Source organism: Nonomuraea sp. NPDC047897, from assembly GCF_043204415.1.
In the GTDB taxonomy this organism is placed as follows: domain Bacteria; phylum Actinomycetota; class Actinomycetes; order Streptosporangiales; family Streptosporangiaceae; genus Nonomuraea.
The window spans coordinates 28791-52812 of the sequence record NZ_JBIDCC010000021.1 but is presented as its reverse complement, the minus strand read 5'-3'; the positions used below and the strand labels follow the sequence as shown (position 1 = coordinate 52812).

Genomic DNA, 24022 nt, shown 5'->3' with positions numbered 1-24022 from the left:
CCACCGGCCCGGCGGGCCAGGCCCGGTGGTGTCGGCCCGGTGGGTCAGGGCTTGGTCGGTGGGACTTCACGGGTGGGTCTCGTGGTCAGGCGCGGTGCCGGCCTCGGCGTGCACCGGTGCGGCCTTCCCTGGCCGCTGCGATGGTGGCGGATGCGGTGCTGGCGGATGCGGCCAGCCTGGCCGGTCCGGGCCCGGGTACGGGGACGCCGGGGCCGGGCAGGTCGGAGGTGTCGGCCGCGGTCGGGGCCGGGAAGGTCACGGCGGCGAACGCGCCGGTGGTGGTGGGGGACCAGCCCTCGGGGACGGACTCCGCGGCGGTGAAGGCTGTGACGGTGGATTCCGCGGGGGTGAAGGCCGTGACGGTGGCGGGCGCGGGCGTGCTGCCCTCGGCGGGGCGGGAGGCGCGGTGGCGGCGGCCGCGCGACGGCGTGTCCTGGAAGAACGGGCCGTCGGCGGGCCCGTCGGCCCCCCGGGCGTGGCGGCGTCCGCGAGCCGGACCATCCCATGCGGCGAACGCCGTCCGGTCCTGCTGGGCGGCCCCGCCGCCGTCGCCGCCCCGCCGCGGAGACCCGTCGAGCCGGTACTCGGCCCAGGGGGCGTCCAGGCGGCGCTGGCCCGGGCGGGCCGAGTCGGGGCCGTGCGGGTCGTGGCGCTGCTGGTCGGGACAGTGGGGAGCGGTGACGCGGTGGCGGCGGCCGCGCAGCGGGGCGTCCGCGGTGAAGGCCGCCGGCTCCTCGACCGGGTGTCCGCTCCTGCGCCGCCTGCCCCGGTAGCCGCCGCCCGCGCCCTCCGGGCGGGTGGCGCGTGCCTGGGCGGCGTACCCGGCGTCGTGCCGGCGCGACGGACGGGCCGGACGCTCGAAGGCGTCCCAGGAGTCGCGTCCGCGCGCGTACTCGGTGGCGGGGCGCCGGTCGCCGGCTGCCCGGCGGGCGGTGGCGGCCCTCCCTGCGGGCGGCGCGAAGGCGTCGAACGCGCTCGTCGCCTCGGGAATGGTGATCGGCCCGAACGGCGGCGCCGGCCGCCCCCCGGTCGGCGCGGAAGCGCGGCCGGCGGCGACCGCCCCGGACGGGGCGGTGTGCCGGGCGGCCAGGGGCTCGGAGGGGGCGGCGAGCCGGGCGGTCAGGGGGTCGGCGCCCGAGGGGGTCAGGGCGCCCGCCGACGGCGTGGGCAGGCGCAGCGCGACCGGCTCGAACGGGCGGAACCGCGGGCCGGAGGAGCCGGCTGCCGGGGTGCGCGGGATGACGATCGGCTCGAAGGACTCCAGCGGGCCCTCCGCGCCGGCGCCGACGGCGAGCCGCGCGGCGATGGGCAGCTCGGCGGGGAACCCGGCGGGCACCGTGACCGTCTCGGGCGCCTCGGGCGTGGGCAGCTCGGCGGGCCGGCCGGGGACGGTGGCGGGCGTGCCTCCGGACGCGGCGGCGAAGAGGGCGCGGGCCTTGCGACGGTGCCGGTGGCGGCGGGCCGCCGGCGTCGCCTTGGTGGCGGCCGTGGCCGTGCCGGCGAGCGCGGGCCGGGTCCGCAACTGCCGGGTCTTGGCGATCGCGAGCAGGGCGAGGGCGGCGACCAGCGCGGAGCCGACCAGCGTGGGCGAGTCGAGCGAGGTCGAGGTGATGGGCCGGGCCGCCTCGACGGTGGGCGGCAGGGGTTCGGCGGTCACCGCGGTGGTGTCGGCGGTGGCGGGCTTGGCGTGCTTGCCCTTCTTCTCGGTGCGCCCGGTGGCGCTGGTCCGCGGGGCCTCGGCCCGCGGTCCTGCCTGCGCCTCGGTCCGCCCGTCGGCCCGCGTCTGGGCGCCGGGCTTGGCGTGGGCGGCCGACGGGGCGCCCTCCTGCCGGGCCTGGTCGCCCGTCCTGGGCGCCGCCTCCTTGCGGGAGGCCAGCGGGGGCTGCACCTCCACGTGCACCTCGGTGGAGGGGATCAGCGAGCTGAGCGGGCCGTTCTGGAGCTGGTTGACCTGCTGGCCGGGCGGCTGGCTGAGCTGCTCGCGGTGGGCGTTCTCGATGGCCTGCTGCTTGGCGAGCTGTTCGTCGAGGCGTTCCTTGATCCGCGCGGGGTAGCCGTAGCCGACGACCTTGTCGGTGTCGCGGACCTTGCGCTTGGCGACGCCGCCGTCGATGTTGCCCTCGATGGTGTGGATCTTGCGGCCCACGACCTTGGTGACGACGCCGACGTGGTCGATGCGGTCGAGGTCGTTGGTGCCGCTCCAGTCGAAGAAGACGAACGCGCCCACCTCGGGCTCGGTGCCCCACGCGTCGTTCTTCCTGAACCACTTGGCGTGGCTGACGGTCCAGGCGAACTCGCCCATCCACTCCTCGTACCCGAGCTTGTTGGCTGCCCAGGCGAGGAACATGTCACACCAGGGAGCGCCGGTGTAGTCGGCGTCGAACTCGACGTTCTTGCCGTACCAGGCGCCGAACTTGGTGTAGGCACCGGCCTTCTCGGCGTAGCCCAGCTGGCTTTCGAGAAGGTCGATGAACTTCTGTGTCTCTGGCGTCATCGAAGTGCTGTGGAACCTTCCGGGCAAGACCGGGTTTGTCCGCACAGCCCCGGGTAAGGAGGGGTAACCCGGGACCGGTGTGACAAAACCGGAGGCCTGTAGTCTTCCGTGATCTGGGAGGCTACCGTGACAAAAAGGCAGGTCAAGCACTCACCAAGGGAGTGTCGCGCTCAAGGGAGGGGGGAAGCTGCAGGTCAAGAGCCTGCCAGAAATGTCCCAAGAAAGTTGTGCTTATAGCAAAATGATCTATGTTCTGGCGTCGTGGTGACAAAGCCGTTACGGTAGAACGTGTTCTAGGATGCCAGCATGACGATCGAGGTCACGGCCGGCGAACCCCGCCTCGACGCCCTGTGCGTCCTGGCCCGGCACGCCCGCGAGCTGATGGACGCGGTCGCGCTGACCGACGTGGCCGAGGAGGAACTGGCCGCCGTCACCGCCGAGCTTTCGGCGCTCACCGGGCGGCTGCGCGCCGCCGCCCGCACCACGCCCCAGCCGTTCGAGGTCGCACCGGACGGAACGCTGCGCCAGCTCGGCAACGCCGTCACCGGCGCCGCCAACCCGCACGCCCTGCCGCTCACCGTCGAACGGGCGGACGGCGGCGGCGTCCGCGCCGACCTGGCCTTCCGCCCGCTGCACGAGGGGCCGCCGGGAGCGGTCCACGGCGGGATCAGCGCGATGATCCTCGACCACCTGCTCGGCCAGGCGGTGGCCGCGGCCGGCCTGGCCGGGATGACCGGCACCCTGACCGTCCGCTACCGGGCGCCCGTCCCGTACGGCACGCCGCTGCTCGCCACCGCCGAGCACACCCGCTCGGAGGGGCGCAAGTCGTGGGCCGAGGGCCGCATCGCCCTGCCGGACGGCACGGTGCTGGTCGAGGCGACCGGTCTGTTCGTCACCCCGACCGGCTGGCTGGAGCGCGGCCCCGCCCCGTCTGGCGGCACCGGCCGGCCGGCGGCGGGCGGCGGCCCCGCCCGTCAGTAACCGGCACCGGTGAGCAGGCCGCCGTCCACGGTGAACTCGCTGCCCGTGCAGTAGCTCGACCGGTCCGAGGCCAGGAACGCCACCACGTGCGACACCTCCACCGGCTCGGCGAACCGTTTGATCACCATGGACTTCACGAACGCCTCCCCGTCCACCTCACCCATCAGGTCGGGGTTCTTGACCATGGCGGTGTCGATCGCGCCGGGATGCACCGAGTTGACCCGGATCCCGAACCGGGCGAGCTCCCTGGCCGCCGCCTTGGTGACGCCGCGCACTCCGAACTTCGACGCCGCGTACGCCGACAGCCCCTCGGCGCCGACGTAGCCCTCGATCGAGGAGATGTTCACGATCGAGCCCTGCCCGGCGGCCTTCATCGGCTCGATCACGCTCTTGATGCCGAGCCAGGTGCCCTTGAGGTTCACGCCGATCACCCGGTCGAAGTCCTCGGGCTCCATATCGGCGATCCGCCGATATTTCAGGATCCCGGCGTTGTTGACCAGGATGTCGAGCTTGCCGTGGACGCTGACGGCCGTCTCGACGGCCTGCCGCCACTCGGCCGCGCTCGTCACGTCGTGATGGACGTACGCCGCACCCGTCTCCTCGGCCAGCGCCTTGCCCTCCTCGTCCAGCACGTCGCCGAACACCACCGCCGCCCCCTCCCGCAGGAACAGCCGCACGTGCGCCTCGCCCATGCCGCGCGCCCCGCCGGTGACCAGCGCCACCTTGCCGTCAAGCAGTCCCATGCCGGCCTCCTGCCGCGACGGCCACCGCCGCCGCCTCCATGGATCGGTAGACGGGCACCCCGGCCGCCGCCGCGATGGCCCTGATCTCGTCCTCGACGCCCGCCGGGGCGCACTCGGCGTTCCGGGTCACCAGGGTGACCCTGGCGCCGGGCAGGGCGTCCTGCGCCCCCGCGAGCGCGCGGGCGTAGCCGAGCAGCGGCTCGGCCGCCGTGCCGTAGGTGAAGAAGCTCTGCACGTTCACGTGCGCGACCACATCCCGGTACGGCCGGCGCCGCGCGACGGCCGCCAGCACGCGCGGGACCAGCTCCGGTCGCCCGCGCGGCCCGACGGGAACCTCCAGGGGGTTGGCCAGGGCGCTGCCCGCGCCGAGGCCCAGCTCCCGCAGGTCGCCGTGCACCTCGCCGGGCAGCGGGTCCAGCCGTACCCCGGCCCGGTCGAAGGCGTCGGCGGCCAGCACGCTCGCCCCGCCACTCGGCCCCACGACCAGCACGCCGTCGCCGGTCACCGGCCGGGAGCCGTGCGCCTGGAAGAAGGCGAGCACCCCGATCAGGTCGTCCTGGCTCGTCACGAACGTCGCGCCGGTCTGCTCGGCCAGCGCCCGCCAGATCCGCCCGTCGCTCACCAGGCCGCCCGTGTGGGAGGCGGCGGCCCGCCGCCCCTGGGTGCTGCGCCCGCCGACGAGCAGCACGACGGGCAGGACGGTGGCCGCCAGCGCCTCGTACAGCGCCCGCCCGTCGCGAGGGTCCTCCAGGTACAGCCCGACGGCCCGGGTCTCGCCGTCCCGCGACAGCCAGCGCAGCAGCTCGGCGGGGGTGACGTCGGCGGCGTTGCCGACCGTGGCGACCCGGCTGAAGGCCAGCCCGCGCCGCTCGCCGACCTTGACGACCTCCCCCGCGAGGCCGCCGCTCTGCGAGACGAGCGCGATCGTGCCGGGCGGCCCGAGCCCGCCGCCGGTGAAGGTCTGCCGCCCGCGCGGGCAGTACACGCCCATGCAGTTGGGGCCCAGCAGCCTGGTGCCCGCCGCCCGCGCGGCGGCCAGCAGCTCCGCCTCCAGCTCCGGCCGTCCCGCCTCGCCGAACCCGCCGCTCATGACCTGCGTGTACGGGATCCCCGCCGCCTGCCGCACGACGCCCGCGCACCGCTCGGCGGGCACCGCGACGAGCGCGTAGTCCACGCCGGCGGCCTCGGCCAGGGACGGCACGGCGGGCACCCCGGCGACCTCGCGGGCCTCGGGGTGCACGGCCACCACCGGCATCCCGGCGGCCCGGTAGAAGTCGAGGAACATGTTGCCGAAGTTCGGCCGGGTGGTGGAGGCGCCCACGACGGCCACGGCGCGCGGCTCGAACAGCGCCGCGAAGCCGGCACCACCCCCGGCACCACCCCCGGCGGCGACCATGGGCCCGGACGGGGCGGACGGGACCGCCACGGCGGGCGCGGCCGTCGGCGACCCGGCCCGGCCCGCGGCCGGGAGGTAGCGGGCGTCCACGGCCGTCACGCCGGACGGCGCGGCGATGACCGGGTTGACCTCGAACTCGCCCAGCTCCAGCCGCTCCCACAGCCCACCGGCCCCGCCGACGGTCATGAGCAGCTTGACGACCGCGTCCACGTCCACGCCGGGCCGTCCCCGGTACCCTCGCAGCAGGGCCGCGCCGCGCAGCGCGGCCAGCATGCCGCGCGCGTCCGCCTCCGAGACGGGGCACAGGCGCACCGAGGTGTCGCGCAGCGCCTCGGCCCACACCCCGCCCAGCCCGGCCAGCAGGACCGGCCCGAACCCCGGGTCGCGGACCAGCCCGACGATCAGCTCCACCCCGGCCGCCGCCTGCTCCTCGACGAGGAAGCCCGCCGGCGCGATGCCCCGCCCGGCGAGGGCGGCCCGCATCCGGGCAGCCGCCTCGGCCACCTGAGAGCGCCGCAGGTCCAGCGCCACCGCCCCGGCGTCCGACTTGTGCACCAGCCCCGCCCCGAACGCCTTGAGCACCAGCGGCTCGTCCAGCCCCGCGAGGTCGGCCGGGCGGGGATCCCCGGTGACCACGACCCCGCGGGGCACCGGCACCCCCGCCCGGCGCAGCAGCTCCTTGGCCTGGTACTCGAACACTCAGCTCTCCAGCAGCCGGTGCAGCTCGCGGCGCAGCAGCTTGCCGGGCCCGCCCGAGGCGTCCTGGGAGTGCGGCAGCGCGTCGGCCACCACGACGTGGTCGGGCCGCTGGTGCGGCGGCAGCGCGTCGGCCAGCGCGAGCGCCAGCTTGGACGGGTCGAGGGTGTGCCCGGCGCGCGGCACCACGGCCAGCAGGATCCGCTGCTCGGCCGCCTCCTGGCCGTCGGCGTGGGCGGGGATGCCGGCCGCGCCCGCCTCGGCGACGCCGTCGAGCGCCGTGGCCGCCTCCTCGACGGCGACCGGCTGGCTCCACACGCCGCCCTTGAGTATGGCGTCCTCCCGCCGGCCGAGCACGCGCAGCACCCCGTCGGCCGAGACGGAGCCGAGGTCGCCGCCCACGTACCAGCCGTCGCGCAGCACCTCGGCGGTCCGCTCGGGCAGGCCGTCGTACCCGGCCATGACGTGCGGCCCGGCCAGGTTGATCTCGCCCGTGCGGCCCACCACCCGCTCGCCGGACGGCCCGGTCACCCGCACCGCGTTGCCGGTGCGGGCCCGGCCCGACGAGCCGAGCGGTGCCGAGCCGTCGTCCACCCGGCCCATGCAGGTGTAGGGGGCCTCGGTCTGGCCGTAGTAGGAGTAGACGGCGGCGCCGGGGAGGCGTCGCTTGACGCGTTCCAGCATGGCGGCGGTCAGCGGTTCGCCGCCCAGCATGATCACGCGCAGGGACGACAGGTCCGCCTCGGCGTGGTCGGCGGAGCCGAGCAGCGCCGTGTAGAACGACGGGATCTGCGAGACGTGGGTGACGCGCTCGCGCGGCACGACGCGCAGGAAGTTGGCCGGGCCCCAGTCCTGCTCCAGCACCAGGCGCATCCCGGCGTACAGGGCGGGCCCGACGATGGCGGGGAAGCCGATGCCCCAGATGATCGCGCCGGTGCCGAACACCGCGTCCGGCCCGCGCGGCACGTCCAGCCAGATCTGCGCGGTCGCCAGCGACGAGGCGTGCGTGTGCACCACGGCCTTCGGCAGGCCGGTCGTGCCCGAGGTGTAGTAGAGGGCGAGCGGGTCGTCGTGGCCGCCCACGAGCGGCGGCTCCTCCTCGGGGGCGGCGGCGGCCAGCGCGTCGAGGTCGACCGCGTCCGCGCCGGGGCCGCCGACCTTGATCCAGGTGGTGACCTCCGGTAGGGACGGCCGGATCTCGGCCACCGCCCGCTCGGCCGTCGCGTCGTAGACGAAGGCCGTGCAGCGCGAGTGGGCCACGACGGCGCGCAGCGTGTCGAGCGGCCAGTAGGGGTTCAGGGCGGCGGTGACCACGCCGAGTTTGGCCTGCGCCAGGTAGACCTCGGCCACGTGCAGCGTCTCGTCGAGCAGCGCCGCCACCCGCTGCCCGGGGGTGATCCCGGCGGCCAGCAGGGCGTGGGCGCGCCGGTTGACCGCGCGGTTGAGTTCGTCGTAGGTGAAGCGGCGCTCACCGCAGTAGGTGAGCGCCACCTGGTCGGGGGCACGCAGCGCGCCGGCCGTCAGGATCGCGTGGCCGTAGTTGCCGTAGGGGGATCGCGTCATGGGGGCCTCCCGGTCAGCGGGGCGAGTAGAGCACGAACACGTTTCCCGAGGGGTCGCGCAGCACGGCCCGCGTCTCGTGCGGCCCGTCCTCGGGCGCGCGCACCACCTCGCCGCCCCGCGCCGACAGCTCCCGTACGGCGGCGGCCACGTCGGCCACCCGGTACGCGGGCGCCGCCGAGTCGGTGACGTGCTCGGCCGGCCCGGCCAGCGCCACCGTGACACCGCCTCCGTCGAGCGCGGCGAACCGGTCGCCGTCGCGGAACTTGACCGGCAGCCCGTAGAAGGCGATCGCCTGGTCCAGGTCGGCGACGGGGATCAGCACGTTGCCCACCTTGCCGAGCACGCTCACCGGGGCCTCCAATGCGGTAGGTCGTCCACGAACGTCACCCGCACCGGCAGGCCGACGCGGACCTCGCCCGGCGCGCATCCCACGACCTGGCCGAAGGCGCGGGCCCCCTCGGGCAGGTCCACCCAGGCCAGCACGTACGGCTCGCGCCCCTGGTAGCCGGGCGCGAACGACCGGTGCACCACGGTGAACGTGTGCACCACGCCGTCGCCCGACACCGGCTCGAAGACGAGCGGGCCGCCTCCGCACCAGGGGCAGTCCGCCTCGGGGAGGTGGACGCGCCGGGCGCAGGCCGTACAGCGCTGGACGACCAGCTCGCCGCGGCTGCAGGCCGCCCAGTAGGCGGAGGTGTCACCGGTCATCGCCTGCCAAGCTAGCGCACGCTTGGTTGATGGACAAGGGTCGTGCGGGTCCGCTACCCCTGCCGGTCCCGGCGCGCCGTTCAGCCGGCTCCGCCGGCGCCCGACCGGTCGTCCGGAGGCGACCAGGTCGCCGGGGAGGGCAGGGCGCCGTCACGGCCCGGATCCGGAGGAGGTGCGGCGGGGGCGGGGGTGGAGGGGCACGGCGCGCCGTCCACGGCGGCCTCGCTGACCTGCGGGCCGTTGCCCGCGACGGGCTCGGTCAGCACGACGAGCCCGAAGTGCGCGCGGGTGCCGCACGGCACGTCCCCCAGGTCGCGCAGCACGGTGCTCGTGTAGACGTCGCGCCCGGTGAGCGTGCGCGTCTCCTCGGCGACGGTACGGGCCGGACCGTCGCCCTCCCGCCGGGTGTAGGTGATCCGTAATCGGACCGGTCCGGTGCCGTCGGCGGCCACCCGCACCGCGCCCGCAGAACCGCTCCACCGCACGATGTCCGCCGACCGCACCGACGGCCGCGCGACCGCGCCGCGCGACGGGACGGGCGCCGCCGTGCCGGGGGAGGGGGTGGGCCGCACGGGCGGGCGCGTGCCGCTCGGGCCGGGCGGCGAGGCGGAGGCCGGGGCGCGTGTCCCGGGCGGCGTCCCGGCGTGCGTCCCGGCGTGTGTCGCGGTGCGCGGCCGGGTGTCGGGCGCGGTGTCCGTGTCCGGCGGGTTGCGGTCCGGGGTGGCGGGCGGGCGCGAGCCGGTCGGGGTCCGGCGGGGCGGAGCCGTCGCGTCGGGCGCCGGCTCCTCGCCGGGTGAGCTGGGGGGCGGCATCAGCACCGTGCCCGGCCCGGACGATCCCCCACCGGCCAGCAGCAGCCCGGCCAGCACCGCGGAGACCGCCGCCCCCGTGATCCACAGGTGCGGCGGCAGCTTCGGCGGCCTGGCGCGCGTCCGCGCAGCGGGCGCCGGTTCGGTCCCCGCGGCCAGCGGGAAGCGGAGCGCGAGCACCGTGGCCAGTTCCGCCAGGTGCCGCCGGCCGCGCTGCTCCCAGGCCGGACCGTACGCCGCGGCCGCGTCCTCCTCCAGCTCGGCGGCGAACTGCGCGGCCGAGGCGTACCTGAAGTCGGTGTTCTTCGCCATGCCCCGCCGCAGCAGGTCGCGCAGCGTGTCGGGGGCCACCTCCAGCGGCACCGCCTCCGACAGGTGCCTCTCGCGCAGCGACGCGACGTCGCCCGCCGCGTACGGCGGCCGCCCCATGGCCGCCTCGAACAGCAGGCATGCCGCCGCGTACAGGTCGGTGGCCGGCCCCGCCGCGCTCCCGGTCCACAGCTCCGGCGCCATGTACGGCGGGCTGCCGGCCGGCACTCCCGGCTCCTCGGCGTGCACCACGATCCCGAAGTCCCCCACCTTGACCGTGCCGTCGGCCTGGACCAACACGTTGCCCGGCGTGACGTCCCGGTGCCGCACCCCCGCGCCGTGCACGGCGGCCAGGGCCAGCAGCGTGCTCTTGAGCACGGCGAGGGCCGCCTCCGGGCCGGTCCGCCCGTGCTCGCCGAGGAGCGTGCGCAGCGACACCCCGTCGACGAGCTCCATCACCACGGCCGCCCGGTCGGGCGTCTCCACGTACTCGTACGTCCTGACGACGGCCGGGTGGTCGATCTCGACGAGCGCGCGGGCCTCGGACCGGAAGCGTTCCATGAACCCGGCGTCGCGGCGCAGTGTGGCGTTCAGGTACTTGATCGCCACGTACGCGCCGGTCGCCTCGTAGGTGGCGAGGAACACCCGGCCGGTGCGTCCCGCGCCGAGCTGGCGAACTTCGCGGTACCCCGGGACCACGTCCCACCCCCATCGCGCCGTTCCTCGTGGATTTGACGGTCTCACCCGCGGTGCGGGTTGTCACGTCTGCCGAAATATCACCGTGTGTCCCGACAGTGCCGCGCCCGGTGGGCCGCGCGGCGGCGGCCCATCGTGTACGCTGCGGTGTACCCAAGCAAGCGCTCGGCTAAGAAGGGGGCGCCGGTGGAGCGGACGGCCGTGCTCGTCATGGAGATGCAGAGAGGGGTCGTCGGCGACCTCACCACGTTCCCGGACCTGGTCACCGCCTGCCGGCTGCGCGACGTGGTCCCCAACACCGCCGCCGTCCTGGAGGCCGCCCGCGCGGCGGGCTTCCCGGTCGTCCACTGCACCGCGGCCTTCCGCGCCGACCGGGCCGGCTCCCACACCGCCAACTGCCCGTTCATCGTGTCGCTGCTCGACGACCCCGCCCACATGCTCGACGGCACGCCGGCCGTCGAGGTGCTGCCCGAGCTGCGCCACCCCGGCGACCTGGAGAGCAGGCGCCTGCACGGCTTCTCGCCGTTCACCGGCACCTCCCTCGACATGACGCTGCGCTCGCTGGGCGTCTCCGCCGTCGTCGCCGTCGGGGTCTCCCTCAACCTCGGCATCCCCGGGCTCGCCCTCGAAGCGGTGAACCTCGGCTACCGCGTCACCGTCGTCACCGACGCCGTGGCCGGCGTGCCGGAAGAGTACGCGCGGTCCGTGCTGCGGCACACGATCAGCCTGCTCGCCACCCGGACCACGGCGGCCGCGCTCGTGGACCGCTGGAAGGCCGGGACGGACCGGTGATGGACGGGATGCGGCTGGACGGGCGGGTGGCCGTGGTCACCGGCGGCGCCGGCGCCATCGGCTCGGCCATCGCCACCGACCTGACGGCACTGGGCGCCCGCGTCGTCGTCGCCGACGTGGACCTGCGCGGCGCCGAACGGGTCGCCGCCGGCCTGGCCGGCGGCGTCCCGCTGGCCCTCGACCTCGCCTCCCCGGAGTCGGTCGAACGCTTCTGCCGGGAGGCCGTCGCCGGGCACGACGTGGACGTCCTCGTGCACAACGCCGGCGTCTCGGTCGTCGAGCCGTTCACCGAGAGCGATCCCGCCGGCTGGGACCTGATGTGGCAGGTCAACCTGCGGGGCCCGATGCTGCTGACCAAGCTGCTCCTGCCCGGCATGATGCGCAGACGGTGGGGGCGGCTGGTGTTCGTCTCCTCCGACGGGGCCAGGGCCGGCTCGGGCGGCGAGGGGGCGTACGCGGCCACCAAGGCCGGGCTGTTCGGGCTGGCCAAGACGCTCGCCCGGGAGGCCGCCCGGGCGAACGTCACCTCCAACGTCGTCTGTCCCGGCCCCACCGACACCCCGATGCTGCACCGGGTGTCGGCCGCCTCGCCCGGCCTGGTCGAGCGCATCGTCAGGACCGTCCCGCTGCGCCGCCTCGGCACGCCCGCCGACGTGGCCGGACTCGTCGCCTACCTGTGCACGGAGCGCGCCGCCTACCTGACGGGGCAGACCCTGTCGGTCAGCGGCGGCGTGACCATGCACTGACCGCCATGACCGCCATGACCGCCGTGCGCCCCCCGCGCTCACAACGACCCGTAGACCGCCTCGGTCAGGCGGTAGGCGCGCAGGCTGCCCGAGACGGCGTCGGCCATCCGGTTCATCACGTAGCCGACGGCCAGGCCGCGATCGGGATCGCCCAGCCCGAGGAAGCCGCCCAGTCCCGTGTGGCCGAACGCCGTCGGCGACGGGACGAAGAAGGTCGTCGACGGGCGCATGTACCCGAGCCCGAACGAGCTGTCCACGTGCAGCACCCGGTCCGGGCCCGAGACGCGGGCGCGGACGGCGCCGGCCAGCGTCTCGGGGCGCAGGATGTCGCCCGCGACGAGGGACCGGTAGAACCCGGCCAGCGCGGTGGCCGTGGTGACGACCCCGGCGGCCGGCCAGCCGGCACGCATGATCACGGGGTGGTTGGCGCCGCCCTTGAGCCGCTGCATGGCGGGGTTGCCGAGGGCCCGGTTCATCAGGCTGCCGGGGTCCCGCGCGTCCCGCGCCATCCGCCCGAACGCGCCCCCCGTCCCCGATCCTTCCGTTCCCGCGCCTTCCGTCCCCGCGCCCTCCGTACCCGCGCCTTCCGTCGCGGCCCGGTCCTCGTCGGCCGCGGGGGAGCGGCGGTCGCCGGCCGTGATGCGGGCGGCGCGGGAGATCACCGCGTCGGGCGCGCCGAGCCACAGGTCCAGGCCGAGCGGGCCGGCGATCTCCGCCGCGACCAGCTCGCCCACCGACTTGCCGGTCACCCGCCGCACCACCTCGCCCACCAGGAACCCGTACGTCAGCGCGTGGTAACCGTGGGCCGACCCCGGCTCCCACAGCGGCCGCTGCCGCGCCAGCCGCGCCGCGATGGCCGGATGGTCGCCGAACTCCTCGACGGGCACCGGCTCCTCCAGCACCGGCAGCCCCGCCTCGTGGGTGAGCAACTGCCGGACGGTGACCGCCGCCTTGCCCGCGGCCGCGAACTCCGGCCACACCTCGGCCACCGGCGCGCCGACGTCCACCAGCCCCCGCTCGGCGAGCTGCAGCAGCACCGTCGCGGTGATCGCCTTGGTGCAGGAGTAGGCGAAGACGGGGGTGTCGCGCCGCCACGGGCGTCCGGTGTGCCGGTCGGCCAGGCCGCCCCACAGGTCCACGACCAGCTCGCCGTCCAGGTACACCGCGAACGCGGCGCCCAGTTCCTCGCCGTCGGTGAAGTGCCGCTCGAACACCTCGCGCACGCGCGAGAACCGGGGATCGCAGTGCATCGTGCCTCCCTGACTGCCGGACCGTGAGGAAAGGAAGCGCTTACTTGGTTGCCGAGCCTAACAACTGGGGCCGGTTCGGCCCAGCCGACCAACGCGGCACCCTCAACCTGCTCACCCCCGAGGTGGTCCTGCGGGCCCTCGGCGCCGCCGCCACGGGCCGGGTGCTCAGCCTGGCCCTGCCGATCAGGGGCGCCACCTCCTCGGCCGCCCCCACGACCGTGCCGCACCTGCGGGGCAGGCCGCTGCCGCAGCACTTCATGTCGGTGGACGGCGGCGACTACGCGGCCGGGGCGCGCCCGATCGGCGCCGGCCTGCGGGTCGCCGACGACGCGCTGGTCGTCTCGCCGCACGGCACCACCACGCACATGGACGCGCTGTGCCACATGTGGTCCGGCGACGAGCTCTACAACGGCCACCCCGCCGCCCGGGTGCGCTCCTACGGCGCCACCAGGTGCGGCATCGAGCAGGTCGGCGGCGTGGTGGCCAGGGGCGTGCTGTTCGACGTGCCACGCCACCTCGGCCTCGGCCACCTGCCGGCCGGCCACCGCGTCACCGTGGGCGAGCTGGAGGCGCTGGTGCCGGACGTGCGCGCCGGTGACGTCGCGGTCGTCCGCACCGGCTGGCCCGCCGTCTGGCGGCGCTCGCCCGAGGAGTACTGGTCCGGCCAGCCGGGACTGTCGGCCGAGGCGGGCCGGTGGCTGGCCGCCCACGACGTGTCGGCCGTGGCCTGCGACAACGCCGCCGTCGGCGGGCTCGACTCCGGCCAGGCCGCGGCCGAGGGCCTCGACGACGACCTGCACCTCGTCCTGCTGCACCGGCACGGCATCCACCTGATGGAGATGCTGTGGCTGGAGGAGTTGAGCGAGACGGGGCGCACGGAGTTCGTGTTCGTCGCGGCGCCGCTCAGGATCGAGGGCGGCACGGCCAGCCCGGTCAACCCCCTGGCGATCCTGTGACGGCGGGTCCCGTCAGGCGCCGGGGTAGTTGCCGCCGCCGTACGCGCGGTCGAGGGCGTCGTAGTCGGGGGTGTGGCCGCGCTTGGGTATAGCGTCGGCGAACACCACCTCCCGGGGCTTCTTGTACGCGGCCACCAGCCCCTTGACGTGGCCGATCAGCTCCTCGGCCGTGGCCCGGGCGCCGCCGTCGAGGACGACCACGGCCTTCACCGCCTGGTGCCACCGCTCGTCGGGCACGCCGATCACCGCGGCGTCGGCGACGGCCGGATGGCTGCGCAGCGCGCGCTCCACCTCGGCCGGGTAGACGTTCTCGCCGCCCGATTTGATCATGCGCAGCCTGGGTCCGATGAAGGTGAGGGTGCCGTCCGGCTCGCGGCGGCCGAGGTCGCCGGTGTGGTGCCAGCCGTACGCGAACTTCTCGGCATTCACGGCCGGCCGGGCGAAATATCCGGAGAAGAGGGCCTTGCCGCGGGCGCAGATCTCGCCCACCTCCCCCACCGGCAGTTCGGTCCCGTCCGGGCCGAGGATGCGGACCTGCGTCAGCGGAGACGGCCGCCCGGCGAGGCCCGCCGCGCCCGGCGCCAGTCCCAGGAACGTGAGCATCCCGCCCACCTCGGTCTGCCCGTAACCGCCCATCTTCGACCGGCACCAGGGCGAGTCGTCCACCGTGATCAGCGCGTCCCACTCCGCCGAGTGCGAGACGAACCGCAGCGACGACAGGTCGTACTTGCCCTGCGGCCGCACCGCCAGCACGGCGTCGATCATCGGCCCGAACAGGAACGCCTGCGTGACCCGTTCGGCATCGACCAGGCGGCAGACCTCCTCGGCGTCGAAGGCGGGCATGAAGACGTTCACGCCGCCTATCTGCAGCGTGGCCAGGCAGAACATCATCGTCCCCACGTGGAACAGCGGCCCGCTGTTGAGGAAGGTGAAGTCCGGCTCCATCTGGCGCACCACCAGCAGGGACGTGCTGTGGGCCACCAGGGCGGCGCTGCTCAGCAGCGCGGCGGCCGGCCGCCCGCCGAAGGCCGCGGTGTAGAGCGCCAGCACCGGTTCGGTGTCGGCCACCGGCTCGAACTCCCGTTCCGGCCCGCTCGCCAGCAGCCCCTCGTACTCCTCGCCCGCCCGCACCCACGCGGCCGTCGCCGCTCCCGCCTCCCGGGTGGCCGCGGTCGCCTCCGACGGCTCCCAGACCACCACCCGCGGCGTCAGATCCTCCACCACGAACCGCAGCTCGTCCGCCGACTGCCGCCAGTTGGCCGGGCAGAACACCGCCCCCAGCCGCGAGCAGGCCAGCAGCAGCTCCAGGACGGCGTGGGAGTTCTGGCCGAGCCACAGCACCCGCTCGCCGGGCGTGACCCCGCGTGCCGCCAGGGCGCCGGCCAGCCGGCTGACGCGGGCGTCGAGCTGTGGGTAGGTGAGCCGGATGTCCCCGTCCACGACCGCCGTCCGCCGGGGGCGGCTGCGGGCGTGCTCGGCCAGGACGTCGGAGAGGGTGAGACTGTGGATCATCGCGCCTCCTGCGGGGGTGGGGGCCGTGCCCGCCAGTGGGCCGCGGCCCGGTCGTGCGTACGGATCACGAGAAAGCGGGCATGACCTCGGCGGCGAAGAAGCGCATGACCTTCTTCATCTCCTCCAGCGGCATCGGGCGGGTGCTGCCGAAGTCGCACAGCAGGTTCGCGAACCCGGCGTCGCGCAGCAGCGTGATCTGCTCGATCACCCGCTCCGGGTCACCGATCACCTCCAGTTGCTCCCACCGGAAGTCGGCCGACACGCTGCCGCCCTTGAGGTAGCGGTCCTGGTAGTACTCGAACCCCTGCGCGGCCCGGCCGGTCCGCGGGTCGATGGGAGCGCTGCGCTCGTTGAAGATGCGTGAGCGGTCGAAGGCCGCCTCGAACCTCTCCTGGTCGCGCCGGGCCTGCTCGGCCGTCGGGGCCACGTACACGCTGCGCGCCACCACCAGCTCGGCCCGCGCGGAGTGGCCGGCCCGGGCGGCGGTCTCCCGCCACGTCTCGGCCGCCTTGACGACCTTGCGGAAGGGCGCCGCCGGGTCGGCGAGGATGGGCAGCCCGCGCTCGGCGTACATGGTGACGGTCTCCGGCGACACGGCGGCCACGTGCAGCGGCGGGTGCGGCGTCTGGAGCGGGCGTGGAGCGAGCGCCACCTCGGCGCCGGTCCGGTAGAACTTGCCCTCGTGCCCGAACGTCTCCCGCGTCCACAACCCGAGGATCACCTCCAGCGCCTCGTTGAACCGGTCGCGGGCCTCGGCCAGGTCGATGCCGAACCCCTCGAACTCGAAGCTCTGGTAACCCCGCCCGATCCCCAGGTCCAGCCGCCCGCCCGACAGCACGTCCACCTGGGCGGCCTCCTCGGCCACGTGGACGGGGTTGTGCAGGGGCAGCACCACGATGCCGGTGCCCAGCCGCAGGCGCGAGGTCCGGGCGGCCGCGTGCGCGAGCACGGTGAAGAGGTTGGGCGCCACGCCGTAGTCGCGGAAGTGGTGCTCGGCCAGCCGCACCCCGTCGAAACCCAGTTCCTCGGCCAGCTCGATGAGCTCCAGGTGGTGGTCGTAGACGTCCTTGAAGCTCTGCCCGTCGAACCGGTGGAAGAGGTGGAAGGTGGAGAACTTCATGCGGTGGCCTCTCACAGATGTGAACCAAGCGCTCGCTTGGGAGCGTATCAGGTCAGCCGCCGGTTGAGAGCCCCGCCGGGCCCGGCTTTCCCGCGCCGGTCCCTACCCCGGCCCGTCGACCAGCCCGCCGACCAGCCCCGTGACCAGCCCCATCGTCAGCGCGGTACGCACCGGGACGTGCTCAAGGAGCACGTGCTCGTGCCGGGCGTGCGCCCCGCCGCCCACCGCGCCCAGCCCGTCCAGCACCGGGCGGCCCAGCGCCGAGACGAAGTTGCCGTCGCTGGCGCCGCCGACCGCGACGCCCTCCAGCCGCAGGCCGAGGCGGGCCGCCACCGCGACCGCCGCCTCGAACAGGCGCCGCGATCCCGGATTGGGCGCCATGGGCGGCCGGTTCCAGCCGCCCGAGACCGTCACCGTGACCCGCGGGTCGGCGACGCCCAGCCCCGCGAACACCGCGTCCATGCGGGCCATCTCCGCAGGCTCGCCCACGCGCACGTCCACGCCCGCCCGCGCCCGCCCGGCGGCCACGTTGCGCCCGGTGCCGCCGTTGACCATGCCGACGTTGACCGTGGTGCCGCGCTCGGGCGCGCCGGAGGCGGCGATCCGCGTGATCACCTCGGCCATCGCGTGGATCGCGCTGGCCCCCGCCTCCGGGTCGAGCCCCGCGTGCGCCTCCACACCGGTGACGGTCACGTCGAACACGCCGACGCCCTTGCGCGCCGTCTTGAGCCTGCCGCCGTCGGCCGACGCCTCGAAGACCAGCGTGGCCAGCGCGCCGTCGCTCGCCGCCTCGATGTACGGGCGGGAGAACGGGCTGCCGAGCTCCTCGTCGCCGTTGAACAGCATCCTGACCGAGGGGTGCGGCAGGCCCAGCTCGCGCAGCCCGCGCACCGCCCAGACCGCCTGCACCAGCCCGGTCTTCATGTCGAACACGCCCGGCCCCGACGCGGTCTCCCCGTCGAGCCGGAACGGCCATTCGGCCAGCGTGCCGGTGGGCCAGACGGTGTCGTAGTGACACAGCAGGAGCACGGTGCCGGGCGCGGTGCCCCGGTAGGTCACCTCCCAGGTGTCGCCGTGCCCGCCGCCGTCGCGCACCACCTCCGTGGCGGGCCGGCCGAGCCGCCCGGCCACCAGGGCGCGCAGCCCGGCGAGCCCGGTGGCGAGCATGGCCTTGTCGTAACTGTGGGTCTCCAGCTCGACCAGGGTCCTGATGTCGGCGAGCATGGCGGGCAGGGCCTGACGGGTCCAGTCGGCGATCGGCACGGGGGGTTCCTCCCTGGCGGACGGTGTTCGCGGGAAAGGCGTGCGTACGGGCTGAGTCGGTCGGCCCGGACCGATCGGCCGGGCACGTCAGGTCGGAGGGGCACGTCAGGTCGGCGGGAGCACGTCAGGGCGGAGGGCGCGTCGGTCAGGCGGGCAGGCGTCGGTCAGGAAGGGACGGGTGGGCCGGGGCGGGGCGGGGTCAGTCCGTCTCGCCGGGGTCCGGCGCGGCCGCGGCGGCCGGCTCGCGCAGCGGCAGGCGCACCTCGAACCACGTGTCGCCGGGCACCGAGCGGACCTTGATCTCGCCGCCGTGCCGCCCGGCCACGATGCGGTAGGAGATGTCGAGCCCCAGCCCCGTGCCCTGGCCGACGGTCTTGGTGGTGAAGAACGGCTCGAAGATCCGGTCCTTGATCGCGTCGGGGACGCCCGGACCGGTGTCGCCGATCTCGATGATCGCCTCGTCCTCGTCGTGCGCGGTGCGGACGGTCAGCGTGCCCTCCTCGCCCATCGCGTCGATCGCGTTGTGGATGAGGTTGGTCCACACCTGGTTGAGCTCGCCGCCGTAGGCGGGGATCGGCGGCAGCGTCCGGTCGTAGTCGGTGACCACGGTGACGCCCGGCGGGGTCTTGCCGCGGAAGATCGCGATCGTGCTGTCGAGCAGTTCGTGCACGTCGCAGATCTGGAACGGCGCGCGGTCCATCTGGGAGTACTGCTTGGCCGAGCGGATCAGCGACGAGATGCGCTCGGTCGCCTCGGTGACCTCGCCGAGCATCTGGGAGATCTCGACCGCCTCCGACAGCCAGCGCAGCGCCGCCGGCGCGTGCTCCTCGCCCACCTTCGCGCACACCTTGGCCAGATGCTCGCAGCCGAACCCGGCCTGCACCAGCGCCGGTGCCAGGTCCCAGGCGTCGTCCACGCCCATCGCCGCGAGCGCCTCGGCCAGTTCGTCCTCGGCGTCGGAGATCTCCAGCGGGCTGCGCGGCGGCAGGTTGCCCACCGCCTCGGTGCAGCTCTCCTGCATCTCGATGAGCGCGCGCAGCCGCTCGGGCGGGATGCCGTCCTCGGCCAGCCGGGCCAGCTCCACGCGGGACGTCCTGATCAGCGAGCGCAGCTCGCCGACCGCGCGGACGGCCGCGGCGGCCGGGTTGTTCAGCTCGTGCGTGAGCCCCGCGGTGATCGTGCCCAGCGCGGTGAGCCGCTGACGCCGGTCGATGACCTCGCGCTGCATCCGCCCACCCGACCAGATGCCGTCGAGCAGGTGCATCGCCATCGGGAACCACTCGGCCACGATGTGCGCGAACTTCTTGGCGGGCAGCATGAACATCCGGGACGGCGCGGTGGCCCGCAGCGTGTGCTGGTAGGTCGCCGGGGCGCGGTCGCCGAGGTAGGCGGCGGTGGCGCCGCCGTAGACGCCGGGCTGGGCGGTGCGCGGCATGGCCACGGTGCCGGCGCTGACGGTCTCCTGGATCATCTGCAGCTCGCCCTCGATCAGCACCGCGAAGCACTCGGCGGGCTCACCCTGCCGCAGGATGTCCTCGTCCTGCGCGAAGGAGCGCACGGCACCGCTGGCGGCCAGCTTGGTGAGCTGCCCGTCGGTCAGCCGCTCGAACAGGAACAGCTTGCGCAGCTCGTCGATGTCGATGGGGAGGTCGGTCGGAACGCTCACTGCTTCTCCAGGTAACGGTGTACGAGCGCGACGGCCATCGCGCCCTCGCCGACGGCCGAGGCGACCCGTTTGATCGACTCCGCCCGCACGTCGCCCGCCGCCAGCACGCCCGGCACGTTGGTCTCCAGGTAGTAGGGCTCGCGGCGCAGCGGCCAGTTGCGCGGCCGCTTCCCGCCCTGCACCAGGTCGGGGCCGGTGAGCACGAACCCCTTGGCGTCACGCTCGACCGTGTCGCCGAGCCACGAGGTGTAGGGCTCGGCGCCGATGAACACGAACAGCCACTGCGCGTCGACCGTGTGTTCCTCGCCCTTGGTGGACAGCGTGAGCCGCTCCAGGTGCCCGTCGCCCGACCCGGCCGTGACGCGGGTCTGCACGTGCACCTCGATGTTGGGTGTGGCGTGGATCTGCTCGATGAGATAGTGCGACATGGATCTCTCCAGACCGTCACCTCTCACCAACAGATGGACCTTGTTCGCGAATCCCGCCAGGTAGACCGCGGCCTGGCCCGCCGAGTTGGCCGCGCCGACGATGTACACCTCGGCGCCGCGGCAGGCCGGCGCCTCGGTCAGCGCGGCGCCGTAGTAGACGCCCCGGCCGACGAAGTCGTCGAGGCCGGGCGCCTCCAGGCGGCGGTAGCTGACCCCGGTCGCCAGGATCACCGCGTGCGCCGCGATCTCGCCGCCGTCCTTGAAGCCCACGACGCGGGCCTGCCCGCGCGGCTCCAGATGGGTGACCTTGCGCGCGGTCAGCAGCTCGGCGCCGAACTTCAGCGCCTGCCGGCGCGCCCGGTCGGCGAGCTGCTGGCCGGAGACGCCGTCGGGGAAGCCCAGGTAGTTCTCGATGCGGGAGCTCTGACCCGCCTGCCCGCCCGAGGCCTGCGCCTCGACCAGCACGGTGTTGAGCCCCTCGGAGGCGCCGTAGACGGCCGCGCCCAGCCCGGCCGGCCCGCCGCCGACCACGATGAGGTCGTAGAAGTCGGTGGCCGGCGTGGTCGACAGCCCCACGGCCGAGGCGAGCGTGGACGGATCGGGAGCCTGCAGCGACACCCCGTCGGAGGTGATCACCAGCGGCAGGTGGCACTGCTCGCCCACCGCCGCGACGAGCTGCGCGCCCTCCGGGTCCTCGGCCAGCATCCACTGGTAGGGCACATGGTTGCGCGCCAGGAAGTCGCGCACCCGGTAGGACGGCGCCGACCAGCGGTCGCCCACCACCCGCAGCTCCGCCACCTCGACCCGCTCGGTGCGCTGCCACGCGTCGAGCTGGTCGTCGATCACCGGGTAGAACTTCTCCTCCGGCGGGTCCCACGGCTTGAGCAGGTAGTGGTCGAGATCGACGACGTTGATCGCCTGGATGGCGGCGTCGGTGTCGGCGTAGGCGGTCAGCAGCACGCGGCGCGCGTAGGGGTACATGTCCATCGCCGCCTCGAGGAACTGCACGCCGTTCATCTGCGGCATGCGGTAGTCGGCGAGGATCGCGGCGACCTCGTCGCCGCGCAGCCGCATCTCCTTGACGGCGTCGAGCCCCTGGTGCGCGGCCTCGGCCCGGACGATCCGGTAGTGCTGGCCGTAGCGGCGTCTGAGGTCGCGGGCCACCGCCCGCGAGACGCCCGGGTCGTCGTCCACCGTCACGATGACCGGCTTTTCCATGGCCCTGCCTTCCCCACGTGGTCCCTCAAGGGAAGCATGTCATGCGCCGGGCGGTCGTCGGGCCCCGCGGGCGGCGCTGCCCCGCCGCTCAGGCGACGACGTGCGCCTCGCCGCCGTCCACCAGCAGCGACACCCCGTTGACGAACGAGGCCCGCTCGCTGGCCAGGAACGCGACCACGTCGCCGACCTCCTCCGGCCGCCCGACCCGGCCGACGGGCACGCGGGCGCCGCGCGCCGCCAGCCCGTCCTCGCCGCCCGCCAGCTCGCGCAGCCGGCCGGTGTCGATCGGGCCCGGCATGACGTTGGTGACGAGCACGCCGTCGCCGCCGACCTCGCGGGCCAGCGTGCGCACGAGCCCGGCCACGGCCGGGCGGGTGGCGTTGGACAGGGCCAGGCCGTCGAGCGCCTCGCGCGCCGACCTGCTGGTGATCGTGACGATGCGGCCCCAGCCGCGCGAGCGCATCTCCGGGAGCACGGCGTGGATCAGCCGGACGGTGCCCAGCAGGTTGCGCTGGACGGCGACGTCCCACTCGGCGGCGCCGAGGTCGACGAACCGGCCGGCCGGTGGCCCGCCCGCGTTGGCCACCAGGATGTCGACGGGCCCCAGCACCTCGCGGGTCTCGGCGGCCACCCGCGCCGCCGCCTCCGGGTCCTCCACGTCTGCCAGCACGGCGTGCACCACGCCGCCGAACTCCTGCAGCTCCACCACCGCGTCGGCGAGCCGCTCGGGGTCGCGGGCGCTCACGCACACGTCGCACCCCTCCCGCGCCAGGCTCCTGGCGGCGGCCAGGCCGATGCCCGCGCTGCCGCCGGTGACGAGTGCTACCTTGCCCGCGATGCCGAGATCCATGGGCCGACTATAGGTCCGCCGGCGCCACTCGTCGCAGCTTGTCCGGGTTGCGCACGATGAAGATCTCGCTGATCCGGCCGTCGCGGACCGCGATCGCCGTGAGCTGGGCGTGGCCGCCGATGGCGCTCCACACCGCGGGCAGGCCGTTGACGTCGGTGACGACGCCCTCGGCGCCGTGCTGGGCGACCACACCGCCGATGAACGACACCGCCTTGCGCCGGCCCAGGATCGGCCGGAGCGCGGCGCGCACCTTGCCGCCGCCGTCGCTCCAGATGACGACGTCCTCGTGCAGGAGCTCCGCCAGCGCACCGAGGTCGCCGCCGCCCGCCGCCCGGATGAACTTCTCCAGCAGCCGGGCGTGCTCCTCCCCGGTCGGCTGGAACCTGTCGCGGCCGTCGGCCAGCCGCAGCGAGGCGCGCCGGTGCAACTGGCGGGCGTTGGCGACGGACACGCCGACGATCCCGGCGATCTCGTCGTACGGGAACTCGAACGCCCCCCGCAGCACGAACACGGCCCGCTCCGGCGGCGTCAGCCGCTCCATCAGGTGCAGGGTGGCGTACGACACCGTGTCGCGCAGCTCCGCCGTGTCGAGCGGCCCCGCCTCGGCCGTCAGCACCGGCTCGGGCAGCCACGACCCGGTGTAGGACTCGCGCCTGACCCGCGCCGAGCGGAGCTGGTCGAGTGCCAGCCGCGACACGACCGTCACCAGGAACGCCCGCGGGTCCCTGATCTCGTCGTGGTCGGTGGCCTGCCAGCGCAGCCACGCCTCCTGGACGACGTCCTCGGCGTCCCACATGCTGCCCAGCAGCCGGTAGGCGAGCCCGAGGAGCGTCGGACGGTGCTCTTCGAAGTCCACCCCGGAATCATCCCTCTCCGTCGAGCATGGCGGCGTGCCGGGGCCGCCAGTCGAGCCGCAGCCGCGCCCGGCTGTTGTCGGCGCCGCGCAGCCGGGTCATGTACGCCACGCCGAACGGGCCGACGGCGAGCCGTGCCAGCGGCGCGGGCACCCGGCGGGGCGCGGGGGCGCCGAGCCCCCGCGCGTAGGCGGGCAGCCAGTCGCGCATGGTCACGGGAGTGTCGTCGACCACGTTGAGCGCGCCGGTGACGTTCTTGTCGAGGGCGGCGACGATCGCGCTGGCCGCGTCGCAGGCGTGGGTGAACGACAGCACCGAACCGCCGTCGCCGACGACGGGCAGCCTGCGCCGGCGGACGGCCTCGGCCGTGGACCCGTCGTCCGCGTAGACCGAGCCGGGCCCGGTGAGGTGCCCGAAACGCAGCACCAGGCCCCCGGCGCCGGCGGTCTGCCGCTCCAGCTCCGTCAGCGCCGCGACGACCGGCCCGTACGGCCGGGGCGCGTCGGACCACAGCGGCGCGTCCTCGTCCGCGAGCCCGTCGCCGGGCCGGTAGGCGAAGGCGAGGCCCTGGGCGATGAACCTGGCCCCCGGCGCGGCCTCGACGAGGTTGCGGGTGCCCTCGGTGCGCAGCCGGTTGGTGAGCGCGAACTGGCGGTCCACCCGCCTCGGGTCGATGACCTTCGGGATGGCGGTGAGCAGGTGGACGACCGCGTCCGGGCCGGCCTGCCGCACCGCGCGGACGGTCGCGTCACGGTCGAGCGCGTCGGCGATGACGGTCAGGGCCGCGCCCGGCACGACGGCGCCGGGCGTCCGGGACAGGGCGACGACCTCGTGCCCCACGGCAGCGAGCAGGGGGACGAGCTGACGGCCGATGACGCCGGTGGCGCCCGCGACGAGCACACGCATGATCACTCCAGGGGTCCGGTGTTCCGTTCCGTTACAGGGACGGGACACCGCCCGCGGATGTGACAA

Annotated in this window: 20 protein-coding genes; 4 read left to right on the top strand and 16 right to left on the bottom strand. The window is 74.9% G+C overall.

All coding sequences use genetic code 11. From position 1 onward, the window contains the following. Positions 1-85: 85 nt before the first annotated feature. Complete coding sequence (locus tag ACGF0J_RS34540) at positions 86-2494, bottom strand: CHAP domain-containing protein (RefSeq protein WP_393152838.1); 2409 nt, start codon at positions 2492-2494, stop codon at positions 86-88. A gap of 306 nt (positions 2495-2800) precedes the next feature. On the opposite strand from ACGF0J_RS34540, the gene ACGF0J_RS34535 reads away from it, so the two are divergent. Then, complete coding sequence (locus ACGF0J_RS34535) at positions 2801-3475, top strand: PaaI family thioesterase (protein WP_393152836.1); 675 nt, start codon at positions 2801-2803, stop codon at positions 3473-3475. On the opposite strand, the gene ACGF0J_RS34530 is transcribed toward ACGF0J_RS34535, so the two are convergent. From ACGF0J_RS34530 to ACGF0J_RS34505, 6 genes are all read right to left on the bottom strand, one after another. Continuing rightward, positions 3469-4218, bottom strand: a complete 750-nt coding sequence (locus ACGF0J_RS34530) for a glucose 1-dehydrogenase (RefSeq protein WP_393152834.1) — start codon at positions 4216-4218, stop codon at positions 3469-3471. The genes ACGF0J_RS34535 and ACGF0J_RS34530 overlap by 7 nt on opposite strands. Continuing rightward, a complete protein-coding gene (locus ACGF0J_RS34525; protein WP_393152832.1) occupies positions 4205-6313 on the bottom strand; it encodes an acetate--CoA ligase family protein in 2109 nt (702 codons plus the stop codon). Before ACGF0J_RS34525 ends, ACGF0J_RS34530 begins: the two co-directional genes overlap by 14 nt. Further along, positions 6314-7873 carry a class I adenylate-forming enzyme family protein gene (locus tag ACGF0J_RS34520; protein WP_393152830.1) on the bottom strand — a complete coding sequence of 520 codons (1560 nt, stop codon included), beginning with the start codon at positions 7871-7873 and terminating at the stop codon, positions 6314-6316. A gap of 13 nt (positions 7874-7886) precedes the next feature. Next, positions 7887-8222, bottom strand: coding sequence for a VOC family protein (locus tag ACGF0J_RS34515; RefSeq protein WP_393152828.1), 336 nt, complete (start codon positions 8220-8222; stop codon positions 7887-7889). Next, on the bottom strand, positions 8219-8581 hold the full coding sequence (locus ACGF0J_RS34510; RefSeq protein WP_393152826.1) for a Zn-ribbon domain-containing OB-fold protein: 363 nt from the start codon (positions 8579-8581) through the stop codon (positions 8219-8221). The genes ACGF0J_RS34515 and ACGF0J_RS34510 overlap by 4 nt, the downstream gene beginning before the upstream one ends. An 80-nt stretch (positions 8582-8661) precedes the next feature. After that, complete coding sequence (locus tag ACGF0J_RS34505) at positions 8662-10398, bottom strand: protein kinase (RefSeq protein ID WP_393152824.1); 1737 nt, start codon at positions 10396-10398, stop codon at positions 8662-8664. Between the two features lie 183 nt (positions 10399-10581). Between ACGF0J_RS34505 and ACGF0J_RS34500 the strand changes: the two genes are divergently transcribed. Together ACGF0J_RS34500 and ACGF0J_RS34495 are read left to right on the top strand one after the other, a co-directional pair. Next, positions 10582-11187 (top strand): cysteine hydrolase family protein, encoded by a 606-nt coding sequence (locus ACGF0J_RS34500; RefSeq protein ID WP_393152822.1) that lies wholly within the window; start codon positions 10582-10584, stop codon positions 11185-11187. After that, entirely contained in the window at positions 11187-11933 is a 747-nt protein-coding gene (locus ACGF0J_RS34495; protein ID WP_393152820.1) for an SDR family NAD(P)-dependent oxidoreductase, read from the top strand. The genes ACGF0J_RS34500 and ACGF0J_RS34495 overlap by 1 nt, the downstream gene beginning before the upstream one ends. A 38-nt stretch (positions 11934-11971) precedes the next feature. On the opposite strand, the gene ACGF0J_RS34490 is transcribed toward ACGF0J_RS34495, so the two are convergent. Then, positions 11972-13183 (bottom strand): serine hydrolase domain-containing protein, encoded by a 1212-nt coding sequence (locus ACGF0J_RS34490; RefSeq protein WP_393152818.1) that lies wholly within the window; start codon positions 13181-13183, stop codon positions 11972-11974. Between the two features lie 44 nt (positions 13184-13227). On the opposite strand from ACGF0J_RS34490, the gene ACGF0J_RS34485 reads away from it, so the two are divergent. After that, positions 13228-14139: a cyclase family protein gene (locus tag ACGF0J_RS34485; RefSeq protein WP_393152816.1), complete on the top strand. Its 912-nt coding sequence runs from the start codon at positions 13228-13230 to the stop codon at positions 14137-14139. Between the two features lie 12 nt (positions 14140-14151). On the opposite strand, the gene ACGF0J_RS34480 is transcribed toward ACGF0J_RS34485, so the two are convergent. The 8 genes from ACGF0J_RS34480 to ACGF0J_RS34445 all read right to left on the bottom strand — a co-directional run bounded on the left by ACGF0J_RS34480 (position 14152) and on the right by ACGF0J_RS34445 (position 23956). Then, positions 14152-15651: an AMP-binding protein gene (locus ACGF0J_RS34480; RefSeq protein ID WP_393152814.1), complete on the bottom strand. Its 1500-nt coding sequence runs from the start codon at positions 15649-15651 to the stop codon at positions 14152-14154. Positions 15652-15715: 64 nt separating this feature from the next. Next, the gene (locus tag ACGF0J_RS34475; RefSeq protein WP_393152812.1) at positions 15716-16771 is read right to left on the bottom strand and encodes an LLM class flavin-dependent oxidoreductase; all 1056 of its coding nucleotides are present in this window, start codon (positions 16769-16771) and stop codon (positions 15716-15718) included. Between the two features lie 102 nt (positions 16772-16873). Then, positions 16874-17995 carry a M20 family metallopeptidase gene (locus ACGF0J_RS34470; RefSeq protein ID WP_393152934.1) on the bottom strand — a complete coding sequence of 374 codons (1122 nt, stop codon included), beginning with the start codon at positions 17993-17995 and terminating at the stop codon, positions 16874-16876. 238 nt (positions 17996-18233) lie between these two features. Further along, positions 18234-19700 (bottom strand): ATP-binding protein, encoded by a 1467-nt coding sequence (locus tag ACGF0J_RS34465; RefSeq protein WP_393152810.1) that lies wholly within the window; start codon positions 19698-19700, stop codon positions 18234-18236. Beyond that, complete coding sequence (locus ACGF0J_RS34460; protein ID WP_393152808.1) at positions 19697-21346, bottom strand: FAD-dependent oxidoreductase; 1650 nt, start codon at positions 21344-21346, stop codon at positions 19697-19699. The genes ACGF0J_RS34465 and ACGF0J_RS34460 overlap by 4 nt, the downstream gene beginning before the upstream one ends. A gap of 88 nt (positions 21347-21434) precedes the next feature. Further along, a complete protein-coding gene (locus ACGF0J_RS34455) occupies positions 21435-22196 on the bottom strand; it encodes an SDR family NAD(P)-dependent oxidoreductase (RefSeq protein ID WP_393152806.1) in 762 nt (253 codons plus the stop codon). A 7-nt stretch (positions 22197-22203) separates the two neighbouring features. Next, entirely contained in the window at positions 22204-23052 is an 849-nt protein-coding gene (locus ACGF0J_RS34450; protein ID WP_393152804.1) for an RNA polymerase sigma-70 factor, read from the bottom strand. 7 nt (positions 23053-23059) lie between these two features. Beyond that, positions 23060-23956, bottom strand: coding sequence for an NAD-dependent epimerase/dehydratase family protein (locus ACGF0J_RS34445; protein ID WP_393152802.1), 897 nt, complete (start codon positions 23954-23956; stop codon positions 23060-23062). Between the last annotated feature and the right edge of the window lie 66 nt (positions 23957-24022).